The sequence below is a fragment of the Mesorhizobium sp. LCM 4576 genome, from assembly GCF_001854815.1.
GTDB classification, from domain to species: domain Bacteria; phylum Pseudomonadota; class Alphaproteobacteria; order Rhizobiales; family Rhizobiaceae; genus Mesorhizobium; species Mesorhizobium plurifarium.
The window spans coordinates 58,313-73,891 of sequence record NZ_MDDT01000012.1 but is presented as its reverse complement, the minus strand read 5'-3'; the positions used below and the strand labels follow the sequence as shown (position 1 = coordinate 73,891).

Annotated in this window: 14 protein-coding genes; 9 read left to right on the top strand and 5 right to left on the bottom strand. The window is 64.9% G+C overall.

The features are described 5' to 3' along the window. Nucleotides 1-23: 23 nt before the first annotated feature. A complete protein-coding gene (gene typA / locus LCM4576_RS06475) occupies nt 24-1,853 on the bottom strand; it encodes a translational GTPase TypA (protein ID WP_071031109.1) in 1,830 nt (609 codons plus the stop codon). A gap of 213 nt (nt 1,854-2,066) precedes the next feature. On the opposite strand from typA, the gene LCM4576_RS06470 reads away from it, so the two are divergent. After that, on the top strand, nt 2,067-2,336 hold the full coding sequence (locus tag LCM4576_RS06470; RefSeq protein WP_244510669.1) for a hypothetical protein: 270 nt from the start codon (nt 2,067-2,069) through the stop codon (nt 2,334-2,336). Nucleotides 2,337-2,561: 225 nt separating this feature from the next. Here LCM4576_RS06470 and LCM4576_RS06465 read toward each other — a convergent pair whose 3' ends face one another. Together LCM4576_RS06465 and LCM4576_RS06460 are read right to left on the bottom strand one after the other, a co-directional pair. Next, nucleotides 2,562-4,136 carry an alkaline phosphatase gene (locus tag LCM4576_RS06465; protein ID WP_071031107.1) on the bottom strand — a complete coding sequence of 525 codons (1,575 nt, stop codon included), beginning with the start codon at nt 4,134-4,136 and terminating at the stop codon, nt 2,562-2,564. A 288-nt stretch (nt 4,137-4,424) separates the two neighbouring features. Continuing rightward, nucleotides 4,425-5,708, bottom strand: a complete 1,284-nt coding sequence (locus LCM4576_RS06460; protein WP_071031105.1) for an MFS transporter — start codon at nt 5,706-5,708, stop codon at nt 4,425-4,427. A 78-nt stretch (nt 5,709-5,786) separates the two neighbouring features. Between LCM4576_RS06460 and LCM4576_RS06455 the strand changes: the two genes are divergently transcribed. From LCM4576_RS06455 to LCM4576_RS06430, 6 genes are all read left to right on the top strand, one after another. Continuing rightward, nucleotides 5,787-6,395 carry a TetR/AcrR family transcriptional regulator gene (locus LCM4576_RS06455; protein WP_040991561.1) on the top strand — a complete coding sequence of 203 codons (609 nt, stop codon included), beginning with the start codon at nt 5,787-5,789 and terminating at the stop codon, nt 6,393-6,395. 45 nt (nt 6,396-6,440) lie between these two features. Continuing rightward, on the top strand, nt 6,441-7,031 hold the full coding sequence (locus LCM4576_RS06450) for a hypothetical protein (protein ID WP_071031103.1): 591 nt from the start codon (nt 6,441-6,443) through the stop codon (nt 7,029-7,031). Nucleotides 7,032-7,233: 202 nt separating this feature from the next. Then, nucleotides 7,234-8,259: a BMP family protein gene (locus LCM4576_RS06445; RefSeq protein ID WP_041002849.1), complete on the top strand. Its 1,026-nt coding sequence runs from the start codon at nt 7,234-7,236 to the stop codon at nt 8,257-8,259. A 226-nt stretch (nt 8,260-8,485) separates the two neighbouring features. Continuing rightward, nucleotides 8,486-10,006 carry an ABC transporter ATP-binding protein gene (locus tag LCM4576_RS06440; RefSeq protein WP_083361337.1) on the top strand — a complete coding sequence of 507 codons (1,521 nt, stop codon included), beginning with the start codon at nt 8,486-8,488 and terminating at the stop codon, nt 10,004-10,006. Further along, nucleotides 10,006-11,061: an ABC transporter permease gene (locus LCM4576_RS06435; RefSeq protein WP_071031099.1), complete on the top strand. Its 1,056-nt coding sequence runs from the start codon at nt 10,006-10,008 to the stop codon at nt 11,059-11,061. The genes LCM4576_RS06440 and LCM4576_RS06435 overlap by 1 nt, the downstream gene beginning before the upstream one ends. Continuing rightward, nucleotides 11,058-12,002, top strand: a complete 945-nt coding sequence (locus LCM4576_RS06430) for an ABC transporter permease (RefSeq protein WP_071031097.1) — start codon at nt 11,058-11,060, stop codon at nt 12,000-12,002. Before LCM4576_RS06435 ends, LCM4576_RS06430 begins: the two co-directional genes overlap by 4 nt. Before the next feature lie 165 nt (nt 12,003-12,167). On the opposite strand, the gene LCM4576_RS06425 is transcribed toward LCM4576_RS06430, so the two are convergent. Continuing rightward, nucleotides 12,168-12,935 (bottom strand): SDR family NAD(P)-dependent oxidoreductase, encoded by a 768-nt coding sequence (locus tag LCM4576_RS06425; protein WP_071031095.1) that lies wholly within the window; start codon nt 12,933-12,935, stop codon nt 12,168-12,170. Between the two features lie 298 nt (nt 12,936-13,233). On the opposite strand from LCM4576_RS06425, the gene LCM4576_RS35635 reads away from it, so the two are divergent. Both LCM4576_RS35635 and LCM4576_RS06420 read left to right on the top strand, forming a co-directional pair. Further along, a complete protein-coding gene (locus LCM4576_RS35635; RefSeq protein WP_116390047.1) occupies nt 13,234-13,389 on the top strand; it encodes a hypothetical protein in 156 nt (51 codons plus the stop codon). 156 nt (nt 13,390-13,545) lie between these two features. Continuing rightward, nucleotides 13,546-14,484: an LLM class flavin-dependent oxidoreductase gene (locus tag LCM4576_RS06420; RefSeq protein ID WP_071031135.1), complete on the top strand. Its 939-nt coding sequence runs from the start codon at nt 13,546-13,548 to the stop codon at nt 14,482-14,484. 121 nt (nt 14,485-14,605) lie between these two features. On the opposite strand, the gene LCM4576_RS06415 is transcribed toward LCM4576_RS06420, so the two are convergent. Next, nucleotides 14,606-15,520, bottom strand: a complete 915-nt coding sequence (locus LCM4576_RS06415) for a sigma-70 family RNA polymerase sigma factor (RefSeq protein WP_071031093.1) — start codon at nt 15,518-15,520, stop codon at nt 14,606-14,608. Nucleotides 15,521-15,579 lie beyond the last annotated feature (59 nt).

Below are 15,579 nucleotides of genomic sequence, written 5' to 3'. Positions count from 1 at the left end.
TTTTGAACCCTTGGCTGGAAAGCTTACGCCGCGCCCATCACCCTGGCCGACTTCTCGAAACGCTTGCGCTCGTTCGGGTCGAGATAGAGCTTGCGGAGCCGAATGGTCTTCGGCGTCACCTCGACCAGCTCGTCGTCCTGGATCCAGGCCAGCRCCCGCTCCAGCGTCATGCGGATCGGYGGCGTCAGCTTCACCGCTTCGTCCTTGCCGGCGGCGCGGATGTTGGTGAGCTTCTTGCCCTTGAGCACGTTCACTTCGAGGTCGTTGTCTCTGGAGTGGATGCCGATGATCATGCCCTGATAGACCTTGACGCCCGGATCGATGATCATCGGGCCGCGGTCTTCCAGATTCCACATGGCGTAGGCGACGGATTCGCCCTGCTCGTTGGAGATCAACACGCCATTGGTGCGRCCGGGCAGCTCGCCCTTGTAGGGCTCATAGGCGAAGAACAGGCGGTTCATCACCGCTGTGCCGCGCGTGTCGGTCAAAAGCTCCGACTGGTAGCCGATCAGGCCACGCGTCGGCGCATGGAAGACGAGGCGCTGGCGGTTGCCGCCGGAAGGACGCAGCTCGACCATCTCGGCCTTGCGCTCCGACATCTTCTGCACGACGACACCGGCATGCTCCTCGTCGACGTCGATGACGACTTCCTCGACCGGCTCCAGCAGCTGGCCGTCATCGCCCTTCTGCATGACGACGCGCGGACGCGACACGGCGAGCTCGAAACCCTCGCGGCGCATCGTCTCGATCAGCACCGCGAGCTGCAATTCGCCGCGGCCGGAAACGAAGAAGGAGTCCYTTTCGGCCGATTCCTCGATCTTGAGCGCGACATTGCCCTCGGCCTCGCGCAGCAGGCGGTCGCGGATGACGYGGCTGGTCACCTTGTCGCCCTCGGTGCCGGCAAGCGGGCTGTCATTGACCAGGAAGGACATGGTGACCGTCGGCGGGTCGATCGGCTGCGCATGCAGCGGCTCGTTCACAGCCGGGTCGCAGAAAGTGTCGGCGACGGTGCCTTTCGACAGGCCGGCGATGGCTACGATGTCGCCTGCCTGCGCTTCCTCGATCGRCTGGCGCTCGAGACCGCGGAAGGCGAGGATCTTGGAGACGCGGCCGGTCTCGATCTGCGTGCCGTCATGGTGCAGCACCTTGACCGCCTGGTTGGCCTTCAGCGTGCCGGACTCGATGCGGCCGGTGATGATGCGGCCGAGGAACGGGTTGGCCTCGAGGATGGTGCCGATCATGCGGAACGGGCCGGGATGAACGGTCGGCGCCGGCACATGCTTGACGACGAGGTCGAACAGCGGCGCCAGACCCTGGTCCTTCGGACCCTCGGGGTTTTCCGACACCCAGCCGTCGCGGCCCGAACCGTAGAGGATCGGGAAATCGAGCTGTTCGTCGGTGGCGTCGAGCGCGGCGAACAGGTCGAACACCTCGTTGACCACTTCGATATGGCGGGCGTCCGGACGGTCGATCTTGTTGATGACGACGATGGGGCGCMGGCCCACTTTCAGCGCCTTGCCGACGACGAACTTGGTCTGCGGCATCGGGCCTTCGGCGGCATCGACGAGCACGATCGCCGAATCCACCATCGACAGGATGCGCTCGACCTCGCCGCCGAAATCGGCATGTCCGGGCGTGTCGACAATGTTGATGCGGGTGCCGTGCCAGTCGACCGAGGTCGCCTTGGCCAGGATGGTGATGCCGCGCTCTTTTTCGAGGTCGTTGGAATCCATGGCGCGCTCGGCGACGCGCTGGTTGTCGCGGAAGGCGCCGGACTGTTTCAGGAGCTGGTCGACGAGCGTGGTTTTGCCATGGTCGACGTGCGCGATGATCGCGATATTGCGGAGGTTCATGTGTCTGGTCTCGGGAACGTTGCGGGCAGCAGGCTTAACAAGCGCCGCCTTTTTCGGTTGCCCGGCTCATACAGGGTTTTTCGCAATTGCGAAAGGGGAGGCCCGACCCCAAATAATGGTCACTGATTCTTAAACGTCTTGGTGTGAAATGATTCTGTTAACCAAGGCGGAACCTTTGAGGGGCCGGGCAGTTCGATGTTCATGACCGATCATATGTCCAGATTGCGTCCGGTTTTCGGGTGGGCAGCGCTCGGCGTGCTGCTTGCGGCCGGTGTGGCGCAGTCGGCGACGGCTCTGCGAGAGAGCGGTGCCATCCAGCCGCCCGACGCCAGGACCGCGCAGCAGATGTTCGCCGACGCCCCCGAYGGCGTCGACCCGATCGTCACCGGCCCGGTCAGCGCCGCCTTCAAGCAGCGGCAGAAGGACGCCAACTGCGACACGGCGGTTTGGCCGAACGTTCCGCGCGCTTGTTATCCGGACTGACGCCCYTCAATACCGCAAATTTAGCGATCCTTCGCGCCCCCCTCTGCCCTGCCGGGCATCTCCCCCACTTGGGGGGAGATTGGCTGCCACGCTTGCTTTCGCCAATTGCCAACGTTGCAGAAGGAGCGACGCGCCGAAACTGCTGATCTCCCCCCAAGTGGGGGAGATGGCCGGCAGGCCAGAGGGGGGCGCTGTCCCGCCGACCTTGCCAATTTCTCGAGCCCGTTACGCCGACCGCACCGGGTCGAGTGTAACCTTGTAAAGCTCGTTGTCGTCKCGATCCATCAGCCGCACGGTGAGCTGTTCGGTGGCGCCGGAGATATCGACCAGCCCGAAGAACTGCAGTCCGGCCGACGGCGGCAGGTTCTGGCCCTGCTCGGCGGTCGGCGCCTTGATGAATTTCAGCTCCGGCCCGAAGGTCATGTCGAGGTCGTTGGGGCCGAATGTGCCTGCGTGGATCGGGCCGGAGACGAACTCCCAGAACGGATTGAAATCCTGGAACTGCGCCTTGTCGGGGTTGTAGTAATGCGCCGCGGTGTAGTGCACATCGGCGGTCAGCCACACCGTGTTGGTGATGCCGGCATTCTTGATGAAGCGCAGCACATCGGCGAATTCGAGCTCGCGGCCCTTCGGCGCGCCGTTGTCGTTGTTCGACACCGCCTCGAAGCCGACCTTTTTCGCCGCGTCGTCCCAGACGATCAGGCTGAGCGGCATGTCGGCGGCGATGATCTTCCACGTCGCTTTGGAGTTCRCCAGCTCGCGCTTCAGCCATTTGGACTGCTCCTCGCCGATCATGCGCGACTTCGGCGTCAACGTTTCGTCCAGATTGGGGCCGTTCGGRCCGCGATAGGAGCGCATGTCGAGGAAGAACACGTCGAGCAGCGGCCCGTGCGAGATCTTGCGGTAGACGCGGCCCGGCTCCGACGGCTCGTAGCGGATGGTGGTCATCTCATGGAAGGCGCGCGCCGCGCGTGCCGCCAGCACATGGATGGATTTCTCCTTGTAGCGGTCGTCGGCGGTCAGGTCCTTCGAGTCCGACCAGTTGTTGAGCACCTCGTGGTCGTCCCACTGGTAGAAGGTCGGGCAGATGGCGGAGAGGGCAAGCACGTGCTTGTCCATCATGTTGTACTTCCACTGGTCGCGATATTCGTCCAGCGTCTCGGCGACCTTGCGCTTGCCATCGAGCATGACGACGTTCTTCCACTTGCCGCCGCCGGGCAGGTCGACCTCGTCCTTCAGCGCACCGTCGRCATAGATCGTGTCGCCCGAATGCAGGAAGAAGTCCGGCGTGTGCTTGGCGATGGTCGAATAGGTCTTCATGCCGGTCTCGTCGATGCCCCAGCCCTGGCCGGCGGTGTCGCCCGACCAGGCGAAGCGCACATCGCGCTTCGAGGACGGTGCCGTGCGGAAGCGGCCGACGATCGGCTCGGAGACGGCATTGATGTCGGAGAGATCGGCGGCAGTCATGCGGTAGAAGATGTCCTGGTCGGAGGCGAGGTCGGTGAGCAGCCGCTTCACCGTGTAGTCGCTGGCGGGCGAGGTATCGAGCGCAGCCAGCCGCGTGGCATTGGCGAAGCTTTCGGTGGTCGACACTTCATACATCACGCGCGCCGGGCGATCGGTGCGGGTCCAGACCATGCCGGACGTGGCGTCGACGTCGCCGGACTGGACGCCATGCGTGAAGGCGGGGCGCTGGCTGGCGCGAGAATAATAGGGCAGTGCCAGACCGGAGGCGCCGACAAGGCCGAAGGCACTGGCCGAGGTGACGAAAGCGCGGCGGGTAAGGGAAAGCTTGTTCATGGCTGTCTCCGGATGGCTTTGAACGGGACCGCCAAGCTCTCGCCTCAATGTTTCAGRCGCATTTCGGAACCATGAAGTTTTGATAACAGCGAACAGAACTGCTGATCTCCCCCCTTGTGGGGGAGATGGCCGGCAGGCCAGAGGGGGCGCGAAGGATCGCCAACCTCTCAGACCCCTCAAACTCTTCGCAACGGTTTGATTTGACGGCAATTCAACCGAGAAGTCGGCGGGACAGCGCCCCCCTCTGCCCTGCCGGGCATCTCCCCCACGAGGGGGGAGATTGGCTGTTCAGACCATCTGCGGCTCCGGCTCGAAGGCCGGCCTGTCGGTATTGATCAGCAACGAAATACAAGCCGCTGCGATGCCCGTCATCCCCGCAATCAGGAACGCCAGCTCGTAATTGCCCTGCAGCTCGCGCATCGTGCCACCAAAGGCGGCGGCGGCCGCGGCGCCCACCTGGTGGCCGGCGACGATCCAGCCGAACACGATCGGCCCGCTGCGGTCGCCGAAGGCTTCGTTGGCGAGCCTGAGCGTCGGCGGCACGGTGGCGATCCAGTCGAGCCCGTAGAGCACAGCGAAGATGACCAGGCTGGTCGCCGAGAAGCCGGAATAAGGCAGGTAGATCAGCGACAGGCCGCGCACGGCGTAATAGACGCCGAGCAGCTTGCGCGGATCGAAACGGTCGGTGAGCCAACCGGACAGCGTCGTGCCGATCAGGTCGAAAATGCCCATCATCGACAACAGCCCGGCGGCCTGAACCTCGCCGATACCCATATCGCCGCAGAAGGCGATGAGATGCGTGCCGACGAGACCGTTGGTGGTGAAGCCGCAGACGAAGAAGGTGGCGAACAGGTACCAGAACACCCGGGTGCCCGCCGCGCGGCRCAGCGTGTTCAGCGTATGCGCCAGAAAATTGCCCTGCGATGCCGGCGACACCGGCGGCACGTCGTTCGCGTCGGCGCCGTAGCGCACCTGGCCGATCGAGGAAGGGCGTTCCGGCACGAGCAGCAGAACGAGCGGGATCAGCGCCGCGGTGGCGAGGGCAACCGCAATCGCCACAGGCTTCCAGCCGCCGTTTTGCGCCAGCGAGGCGATCACGGGCAGGAACACCAGCATGCCGGTGGCGCTTGAAGCCGACATCAGGCCCATCATCAGGCCGCGATTGGTCTTGAACCAGCGGTTGACGATGGTGGCGCCAAGCACGCTCGCCACCGCGCCCGAGCCGATGCCGGAAAACACGCCCCAGGTGAGGAAGAGATGCCAGGGCTGCGTCATGAACAGGCTGAGCGCGGTCGAGCCCGACATCACCAGCAGCGCGCCAAGCAGCGTGCGGCGGAGCCCAACGCGCTCCATCAGCGCCGCGGCGAAGGGGCCCGTCAGCCCGTAGAGCAGGATGCCGACGCTGGCGGCCCAGGAGGTGACGTCGCGGCGCCAGCCGAAGCTTTCCTCCAGCGGAACCATCATCACCGAGGGCGCCGAGCGAAGCCCGGCCGCGATCAGCAGGCAGAGGAAAATCACGGCAACGACGACGAATGCGTAGCGCTGGCCAAACGGACGGGACTGGGCTATCATGTTACTGACCGGTACGTTRCAGTGGGATGGCGCCATACATACGTACCGGTCAGTAACATTGTCAAGCGAGTTGTTTGAATGCCATCGGACAATAAAATTGAAGTGTCGTCGAACGCGGCCCCCGCCCCGAAGGCAGCGGACAAGATCCTGGACGTGGCGCGCGACCTTTTCTATCGCGAGGGCATCCGGGCGATCGGCGTCGACGAGATCGTCAAGCGCGCCGGCGTCACCAAGCCGAGCCTCTACCGCAGCTTTCCGTCCAAGGACGAGCTCGCCGCCTCCTATCTGCGCAAGTACGACCTGGAATTCTGGGAGCGCTTYGACGAGGCCGTCGACGCCCATCCGGGCAATCCGCGCGCCCAGATCATCGCTTTCCTGACCCGCGTCGGCAAACGCACGCAAAAGCCGGATTACCGCGGCTGCGGCATGACCAACGCGGCGGTGGAATACCCCGAGCGCGGGCATCCCGCGCGGGTGGTGAGCGAGAACAACAAGATAGAGCTGCGCCGGCGCCTGCGCGCCATGGCGGCCGCGATGGGCGCCGCCGATTCCGACACGCTGGGCGACGGCCTGCTGCTTCTCATTGAGGGCGCTTACATCAGCGGCCAGCTTTTCGGCCTGGGCGGACCGGCGGCGGCCGTCGCTCGTAACGCCGACCTCCTGATCGAAGCCAGCTTGAAGAAATAGCGGACGGCGTTACGCTTCCGGCAACTCGAAACGGAGTTGCCATTGATGCGTGCTCTTCTGATCCCGCTTGCCCTCGCCGGTTTCTGCCAGGCGGCCCAGGCCGGCGACATCTCCAGCGCTTATACCGATCTCGACTGGAAGAAGKATTGCGTGACCTATGCGCAGGCAGCGGAAGGCGATGGCGACTGGGCGAGCCTCGTCTGCTCGGGCTATCGCGGCTATCCGGTGCTGGTCGGCTACGACGACGCGCGCGAATCCGTCTATTACGRCTTTCCGTCCGACGACATGACCGCGGTCTGGGAGAGCTTCACCGCCTTCARCGGCTCCGGCCCGAAGGTGGAATGGCGGATCGAGACCAATGGCGACATCGCCATCCCCTTCGCCGCGATCCACCGCCGCTCGGTCAGCAATCCCGAGGACGAGAAGAAGTCGATCGAGGTGCTGGTCGTCGCCAAGGTGGCGCAGCCGGAAGAGCATCAGGGCTGTACGATCGGCCTGGTTTTGGCCACCGGCAACGCRCAGGCCAACGACCTGGCGCGCAAGCTTGCCGACGAGAAGGCGAAAACCTTCACTTGCGGCAAGGACAAGCGCGAGGTGATCGGCGACGTGCCGCCTTTCGGTCGGGTGGACAACTAGACGGGACCGGCCTTCGTCAGCCCTCGCCCGTCTCCAGATGCCGAGGGCGGCGCTGTCCCGCCGGCGTTCCCGGCTTCTACACAGCGACCACTCACCAAATTTGACCATGTGGACAAATCTCAGGCGCCGTTCCATAGTCCTGTGCGTCTGACATTTTTGGAACGGCCGGCTCGACACGGCTGTCGAACAGAGGGGCACTTCAATGGAAAACGACCATAGCAAAACGCAACGCGCCGGCCTGTCGCGGCGCAGCGTGCTGGAACTCGGCGCGCTCGGCCTCGCGGCGGCGGCGCTGCCCGGCGCGGCCTTCGCCAAGGACAAGAAGCTGAAGGTGGCGGCGATCTTCGCCACGCCGATCGAGGAACCATGGGACAACCAGATCCATGTCGCCTTGCTGAAGGCGCAGAAAGAGCTGGGTATCGACTACAAGTGGTCGGAGAAGGTGCAGACCGCCGACTTCAGCCGCGTGATGCGCGAATATGCTCAAGGGGGCTACCAGCTGGTGTTGGGCGACGCTTTTGCCGCCGAGCGCGAATCGCGCCGCACGGCCAAGCAGTTCCCGAAAACGGCCTGGCTGTTCGGCTCCGGYGCCGGCCCGGCCGAACCCAATTTCGGTGTCTTCGACAACTGGATCCACGAGCCCGCCTATCTTTCCGGCATGATCGCCGGAAAAATGTCGAAGTCGGGCACGGTCGGCGCGGTCGCGGCAATGGGCATCCCGGAAGTGAACCGGCTGGTCAACGCCTTCTTTGCCGGCGCCAAGGAAGTCAATCCCAACGTCAAGAAGAAGGTCGCTTTCATCGGCTCGTTCTTCGATCCCCCCAAGGCCAAGGAAGCGGCGGTGGCGCAGATCGATGCCGGCGTCGACGTCATCTACGCCGAGCGCTTCGGCGTCATCGAAGCGGCGGTCGAGAAGAAGATCTATGCCATCTCCAACATGTCCGACCAGTCGAGCCTCGGGCCGGATACGGTCATCACCGGCCCGGTGTGGGACATGTACCCGACGGTCGAGCAGGCGATCAAGCTCGTCAAGGCCGGCGTCTTCACCGCGCAGGACTATGGCGATTTCTCGCGCATGGCTAAGGGCGGCTCCTATCTCGCGCCCTACCACAAATTCGACAAGACGCTGCCGGCGGAGGTCAAGGACCTGGTCGAGAAGAAGAAGGCCGAGATCCTCGAAGGCAATTTCCGCGTCGACGTCGACGAGAACACGCCGGTTTCGGATTGATGCCATTGAGGGGTGGCGCGAGGCCCCCCTCTCTGTCCTGCCGGACATCTCCCCCTCAAGGGGGGAGATTGGCAGTTCCGTCGACGGCGCTCGATCCTTTCAACGTTGAAAGTTGGCGAAAGCCGGCGTGACATCTGATCTCCCCCCTTGAGGGGGAGATGGCCGGCAGGCCAGAGAGGGGGGCCTCGCGCTGCCCTTCGCCCGATAGCAAAACCAGGATTCACCCTTGTCCGCCCCACTCATCGAAATGCGCGGCATCACCAAGAGCYTCGGCGCCGTCAAGGCGAACGAGGCCGTCGACCTCAGCGTCGCGCCCGGCGAGATCCTCGGCCTGCTGGGCGAGAACGGCGCCGGCAAGACGACGCTGATGAACGTGCTGTTCGGCGCCTATGCGCCGGATGCGGGCGAGATCATGGTCGAGGGCAAGCCTGTCTCCATCCATAATTCCGCCGATGCGCTCGCCGCCGGCATCGGCATGGTGCACCAGCATTTTCACCTCGCGCCGCGCCTCACGGTGCTGGAGAACCTCCTGATCGGCATTCCTGGCAAGTCGGGCCGGATCGACCGCGCCGGCGGGCTGGCGCGGCTCACCGAGATCGGCCGGCAGTACGGGCTGAGCCTCGATCCGAACCTRCCTGTTTCGGCGCTGTCGGTCGGCGAGCAGCAGCGGCTGGAAATCAYCAAGGCGCTGTTTCGCGGCGCGAAGCTTTTGATCCTCGACGAGCCGACGGCGGTGCTGGCGCCTTCGGAGGTCGACGGCCTGTTCGCCGCCCTGCGCTCGATGGCGGCGCAAGGACTGGGTATCATCTTCATCTCGCACAAGCTCAACGAGGTCCGCGCGCTCACCCATCGCTGCGTCGTGCTGCGCCACGGCAAGGTCGCCGGCCGCGTCGATCATCCGGCGCAAACGACCTCGGCCGAGATGGCGAAGCTGATGTGCGGCCACGAAATCGTCCCGCCGGTCAGGGAAGCCTCAACACCTGGYGCTTCGGTGCTGACGCTCGACGGCATCTCCACCTCGGGCCATGCCGGCACGCCGCTGCGCGACGTCTCGCTTTTCGTCCGCGCCGGCGAGATCCTCGGCATAGCCGGTGTCTCCGGCAATGGTCAGCGCGCGCTGGCCGACGTCATTTCCGGCATGCTGGCGCCCAGGGCCGGCACGATGACGATAGCCGGCAAAACGGTTGCGCAATTCTCGCCGCACGAACTGCAGGCGCTCGGCCTCGGCCGCATTCCGGAGGACCGGATGACGACCGGCCTGGTGACCAACCTGCCTTTGGCCGACTCCATGGTGTTGCCGCGCATCGGCACCGAAGCCTTCAGCCGCAAGGGCCTGCTCAACCCGGCCGCCATCCGCGCCTTCGCCGAGGAACAGATCAAGGCCTATGACATTCGCTGCCCCGGCCCGATGGTACGCGCCGGCGCGCTGTCCGGCGGCAATCTGCAGAAAGCGCTGCTGGCGCGTGAGCTCGCCTTCGATCCGAAAGTGCTGATCGTCTCGCAGCCGACACGCGGCCTCGACATCGGCGCCGCCCGTTTCATTCATGAGAAATTCCTCGCCATGCGCGCCAGAGGCTGCGGCATCATCGTCGTCGGCGAGGACCTCGAGGAGTTGCTGATGCTCTCGGATCGCATCGCCGTGATGTATGAGGGCCRCATCGCCGGCACGCTTCCCAGCGCCGATGCCACCATCRCAAGGCTCGGCCTGATGATGAYCGGCGCCGGGCACACCGAGGAGGCAGCCTGATGTTTCGCCTCGAAGCCCGCACCTCGACGCCCGCCTGGTTCAATCTGGCCCTCCCGCTCATCGCGATCGCCGTTACGCTGGTGCTCTGCAGTGGGCTCATCGCCGTAGCCGGCGCCGGCGTCATCGAGGCCTATGGCGTGATGCTGTCCGCCTCGCTCGGCGACAGCTACGCCATCACCGAAACACTGGTGCGCGCCGCCCCGATGATCTTCACCGGCCTCGCGGTGGCGATCGCCTTCCGCGCCAAATTCTGGAACATCGGCGCCGAGGGCCAGTTGCTGGCCGGCGCGGTGGCGAGCTGCTTCGTCGGCGCGATCCCGATGCCGGGCGATCTCGCCATGCTGTTGATGGCGCTGGTGGGCGCCGCCGCCGGCGCTCTCGTCGCGCTGGTTCCGGCGACGCTCAGAGTCAAGTTCAAGGTCGACGACGTGGTGAGCTCTTTGCTGCTCAACTCGGTCATCTACTACGCGCTGATGGCGCTGATCGAGGGGCCTTGGAAAGACACCTTCTCCGGTTACCCGATCTCGCCGCCGATCGAGGATTCGGCCAATTTCCCCGTGCTGATCGAAGGCACGCGACTGCATCTCGGCGTCTTCGTCGCGCTGATCGCGGCGCCGCTCTGCTGGTTCCTGATCGCGCGCACCACGCTCGGCTTCCGCATCCGCGTCACCGGCGAGAATCCGGAAGCAGCCCGCTATGGCGGCATCAACGTGCAGCGCGTGCTCCTCTCCACCGCGCTGCTTTCCGGCGCGCTGGCGGGCCTGGCCGGCGTCGGCGAAGTGGGCGGCGTKCACTTCCAGGTGATGAGCGACATCTCGCCGGGCTACGGCTATTCAGGCATCGTCGTCGCGATGCTGGCCCGGCTCAACCCGCTCGGCGTCGTGCCGGCGGCGCTCTTCCTTGCCGCCGTCATGACCGGGGCCGAGGCGATGTCGCGCGCCACCGGCGTGCCGGCTTTCCTCAGCGACGTTATTCAGGGAACCGCATTGCTTTCCATGCTGGTGGCGCTGCTCTTCACCGCTTACCGCATCCGCCGCGTGGGAGCGCAGACATGAGCGCGGTGTTCGAGCAGATCTTCCAGGTCGGCTTCCTCGCCGCCATCATCCGCATTGCCACGCCCTTGGCCTTCGCGACGCTGGGCGAAATGTTTTCCGAGCGTGCCGGCGTGCTCAATCTCGGCATCGAGGGCATCATGCTGCTTTCGGCGATGGCGGGCTTCACCGCCGCCAGCCTGAGCGGCAGCCTGTGGCTGGGCGTGCTGGTGGCCGTGCTTGTCGGAGCCCTCATGGGCGCGCTGCATGCGCTGTTCACCGTGGCGCTGGGGCTCAGCCAGCATGTCTGYGGCATCGGGGTGACTTTGTTCTCATCCGGCCTTGCATATTTCCTCTACCGGCTGATCTTCGGCCAGCAATCGGTGCCGCCGAGCATCGACGGCTTCAAGCCCGTGCCGATCCCGCTGCTGGCCGACATTCCGGTGCTCGGGCCTGCGGTGTTCAACCAGTTCACGCTGGTCTATCTGGCGATCATCGCCGTCCCGCTCGCCGCTTTCGTGCTCTACCGCACGCCCTGGGGCCTGTCGGTGCGCATGGTCGGCGAGAACCCGCGCGCGGCGGACTCGGCCGGCGTCAGTGTGATCGCCACGCGCTTCCAGGCGGTGATCCTCGGAGGCGCGCTGATGGGGCTTGCCGGCGCCTTCCTCACCATGGCGCAGTTCAACGCCTTCACCTTCGGCGTGGTCTCCGGGCGCGGCTGGGTGGCGATCGCCTTGGTCGTGTTCGGCCGCTGGGATCCCTGGCGCTCGGCGGGCGCGGCGCTGCTCTTCGCCTTCGTCGACGCGCTGCAGCTCAGGATGCAGGCGAGCGGCCTCGGCCACATCCCCTACGAAGCCTTCCTGATGCTGCCCTTCATCTTCACCATCGTCGCCATGGCCATCATGTCGCGCAACGCGGTGGCGCCCTCGGCGCTGCTGAAGCCGTTCCGGAGGGAGGAGCGGTAATTTCCTCGCCCCGCAAAGCGGGGAGAGGTGGCCGCGAAGCGGCCGGAGAGGGGCCAGCGGCGCTGGTGATTTCCAGCCGACCCTCGCTAAGGCCGAGCCATTCCCCTCTCCGTCTCGGCTTCGCCGAGCCACCTCTCCCCACTTTCGTGGGGCGAGGAAAAAGCCTCAGATCGCCGTGAACGCGTTGTCCACGAACAGATGTGCGCCGTTGACGAAGCTCGATTCGTCGCTGGCCAGGAACAGCGCCGCCTTCGCCACTTCCTCCGGCTCGCCGATGCGGCCCTGCTGCGCGGCCATGGCGGCGTCGGAAACATCGACGCCGAGCTTGCCGAGATCGGCGACCTCGCGCAGGCCGTGCGGCGTGCGGATGAAGCCGGGGCAGACGGCGTTGCAGCGGATGTTTCGGTCGCGGAATTCCACCGCAATGGCGCGCGCGAACATGTGGCAGGCGCCCTTGGTGGTGTCATAGAGCACTTCGTTCGGCGTCGCCGCCACGGCCGAGATCGACGAGGTGCAGACGATCGAGCCGCCGCCGGCGGCGATCATGCCGGGCAGCACGGCGCGGGTCATCAGGAACATCGAGCGAACGTTGACGGCATGCAGCCAGTCCCATTCCTGCAGGCTCGTCTCCAGGAATGGTTTGATGACGATCGTGCCGGCATGGTTGAACAGCACCGTGACCGGACCAAGCTTATTCGCCGCCGCCTTCACCGCCGCTTCGACCTGCGCCTCGTCCGAAACGTCGGCCACGAAATGCTCCGCGACATGGCCCCGCGCACGGATCGCCGCCGCGGTCTTGCCGGCCGCCTCGCCATTGCGGTCGATGATCGCCACCTTGGCGCCCTCGGCGGCGAACAGCTCCGACGCCGCCCCGCCCATGCCCGTCGCGCCRCCCGAGATGATGGCGACCTTGCCCGCCAGCCTTCCACCCATTCTTTTTGCTCCTTCAGTGCCGCCCATATCGGCCCAAGCGATGCTATCCGTCATGCGCGAGGCGGCCAAGAGCGTTCGAGCGATTGGACATTGTGCCTGTGAACGCCGCGAAAACRCTCGATTTTCAGGCCGCTCGGCCAGATTGCCTATGTTCCCACATCGGCTGCATCGCCTGCATCGCGAGTATGAAAAACCACGATCTGTCCTGTTTTAAAAAATTCGTTCCAGAAACTGCTCGAAAATAGCAATCGACAAAGTCTACTAACTTTATAGATTAATGGCCGCGACGGAGGCCGATATGTCCTATATCCAGAACGCTCAGACCGCCCGCAAGGGGCAGAGGCTGACAGCCGACCAGAGCTGGAGGCCCGCCTATGGCGGCACCTTCGCCTATCTCGTCTTCGCGCTTGCATTCGTGTTCACCGGCGCGGTGATCCTGGGGCTGATCCCCTGACCCAAGGCGGGCCGAGACCCGCCGTCAAACAATCTGAGTTGAGTAACCGGAGTGGAAAACTGGCCGAGCGCCGGGGCGTCTTTGCGCGTCCGCGTCTTGGATTTGGTTCAAAAAGGTTTTGGAGCGGGGCAAGCCGACGTGATGGAGGAGATGGCAATGCCGATCGAGTTCACGCATGTTCCCGGAAAGCCTGCCAATGGCAGCTTCTTCTACGATTTCGCCGAAACCGCGACCAAATTGTCGCTGATCGAGGATGCCGGCTTTCGCAAGCTGGTGGTGGACGATCCGGCCGGATTGCTCACCAATATGGACATCGCCGCGCAGACGCTGGACCRCACCGGCTCGCTTGAGGTGGTGCTGACGCATTGGGCCGGCGTGATCGAGCCGACGGTGGCGGCAAGGCAGCTCGCGGCGCTCGATCGCAGAGGCGGCGGCCGCCTGTCGCTGCGCATGCTAAGCGAGCCGCTGGAAGACAGCGATGCCGAGGCGCGGCCGGTCGGCCACGGCGTCGTGTGGCAGCGCATCGACGAATATCTGGTGCTGCTGAAGCGCCTGTGGTCGAACGACAGGCCCTTCGACCATGAAGGCGCCTTCTATAGTGTCCGCGGCGGTTTCGTGCCGCGCAAGGGCCCGCATGGCGCCGATCTCGTCATCCGGCTTGGGGGCCAGTCGGGCACCGCGCTGAAGGTCGCCGGCAAGCATGCCGATGTCTTCGAGCTGGCTGCCGRCTCGCCCGACGAGGTGCGGCAGTTGATGGAGCGTGCGCGTGGCGCCGCGGCGGAACATGGCCGCGGCGGCAGGCTGCGCTTCGCGCTGCCGGTGCGTATCCACGCGGATGGCTGGAGCGGACCCCCTGACCACAAGGCGGTCGAGATCGCCGGGCCGCCGGCGCGGATTGCCCTGGCGCTTTTGCCCTATGCCGCGCTCGGCATCGAGGAGTTCATGATCGGAGGCATCGACCGTCCAGGTGAGATTGCCCGCATCGGGCGCGAGACGATCACGCTGGTCGCCAATTCCCTGGCGCGCCGCGAGGTGGAGATCCCGCAACCGGGTGCGTTTGCCGCGACCTCCTTTGCCGAGCACCGCGYGGGCTAAAGCATGTCTCCCGAAAGTGGGAACCGGTTTCGGGATAAAGACATGCGCAAAATCAAAAAAACCTAAAGCGCATGGAGCGAATCTGAAAGATCGCGACGCGCTTTAGCACGATGCCCAGAAGTCACTTCACATCGGAGTAATCCAGGCCATCCATCACGTAGTCCGCGAACAGGAAGTCGCGGATGCCGGCGATCCGGCCGTTCTCCCAATCGATGAGGATGAAGTAGCGCGGCGGCCCGTCCGGACGCTCCGGACTGGTGACGAGGATGGCGGGCCGGCCTTCGACAAGGCCGGTCGTGAAATGCCAATGCGTTTCGTCGGCATAGCGGCCGAAATAATTGCCGACATATGCCTTGCCGTCGGCGCGCAAGCGGTTGACCAGCTCCAGCTTGACGTCCTCGGCCAAAAGCCCGCGCAAAACGTCAAAATCCCTGGCGTTGAAGGCAGCCACATAGTCGCCGAGGCGGCGGACTTCGTCCCGGTCGAGCGTCGGGCGGGGTGATACCGTACGTGGCGCGGCCGTAAGCTTGCGCAGGCTCTCGCGGCCCCGCTGCAGCGCACCCTTGATTGCCGTGTCGGAGGTTTCGAGGATCTCGCCGATCTCATGCAGGCTGTTTCCAAGCACGTCTTTCAGCACGACCGCGCACCGTTGCGCCGGCGGCAATTGCATCAATTCGGCCAGGCTCGCCTCGGCGGCGATGCGCGCGTCCAGCACCGAATTCTCGTCGGCGATCGTGTCGAGCTCGACCTCGCTTTCGCGCCCACGCGAGCGGGCCCGCTTGCGCAGGAAATCCAGCGCCGCATTGTGCGCGATGCGAAAAAGCCAGGGTTCGGTCCTGTCGGGCATGTCGCCATTCCTGATCGCCACAAAGCCTTTGGYCAAGGCTTCCTGCACGATGTCTTCGCCATCGATGACCGAACCGACCATGCGCGAAGCGTAGCGATGCAGCTTGGCCCTTAGGCCGGCAGCCTCGCGCTCGAAGGCGCGAAGCCTGGTTTCGGTCGCCGCAACGGACTGATCCTGCGAACCGGTCACGCGTCCTCTACCTTTGTTTGACGCAATTCCTGACGGAAAACCGCTGCGCACTTTTCCTG

Coding starts and splice junctions, on each gene's coding strand:
- LCM4576_RS35635 (WP_116390047.1), top strand. CDS start 13,234: ATGTCCTATATCCAGAACGCTCAGACCGCCCGCAAGGGGCAGAGGCTG.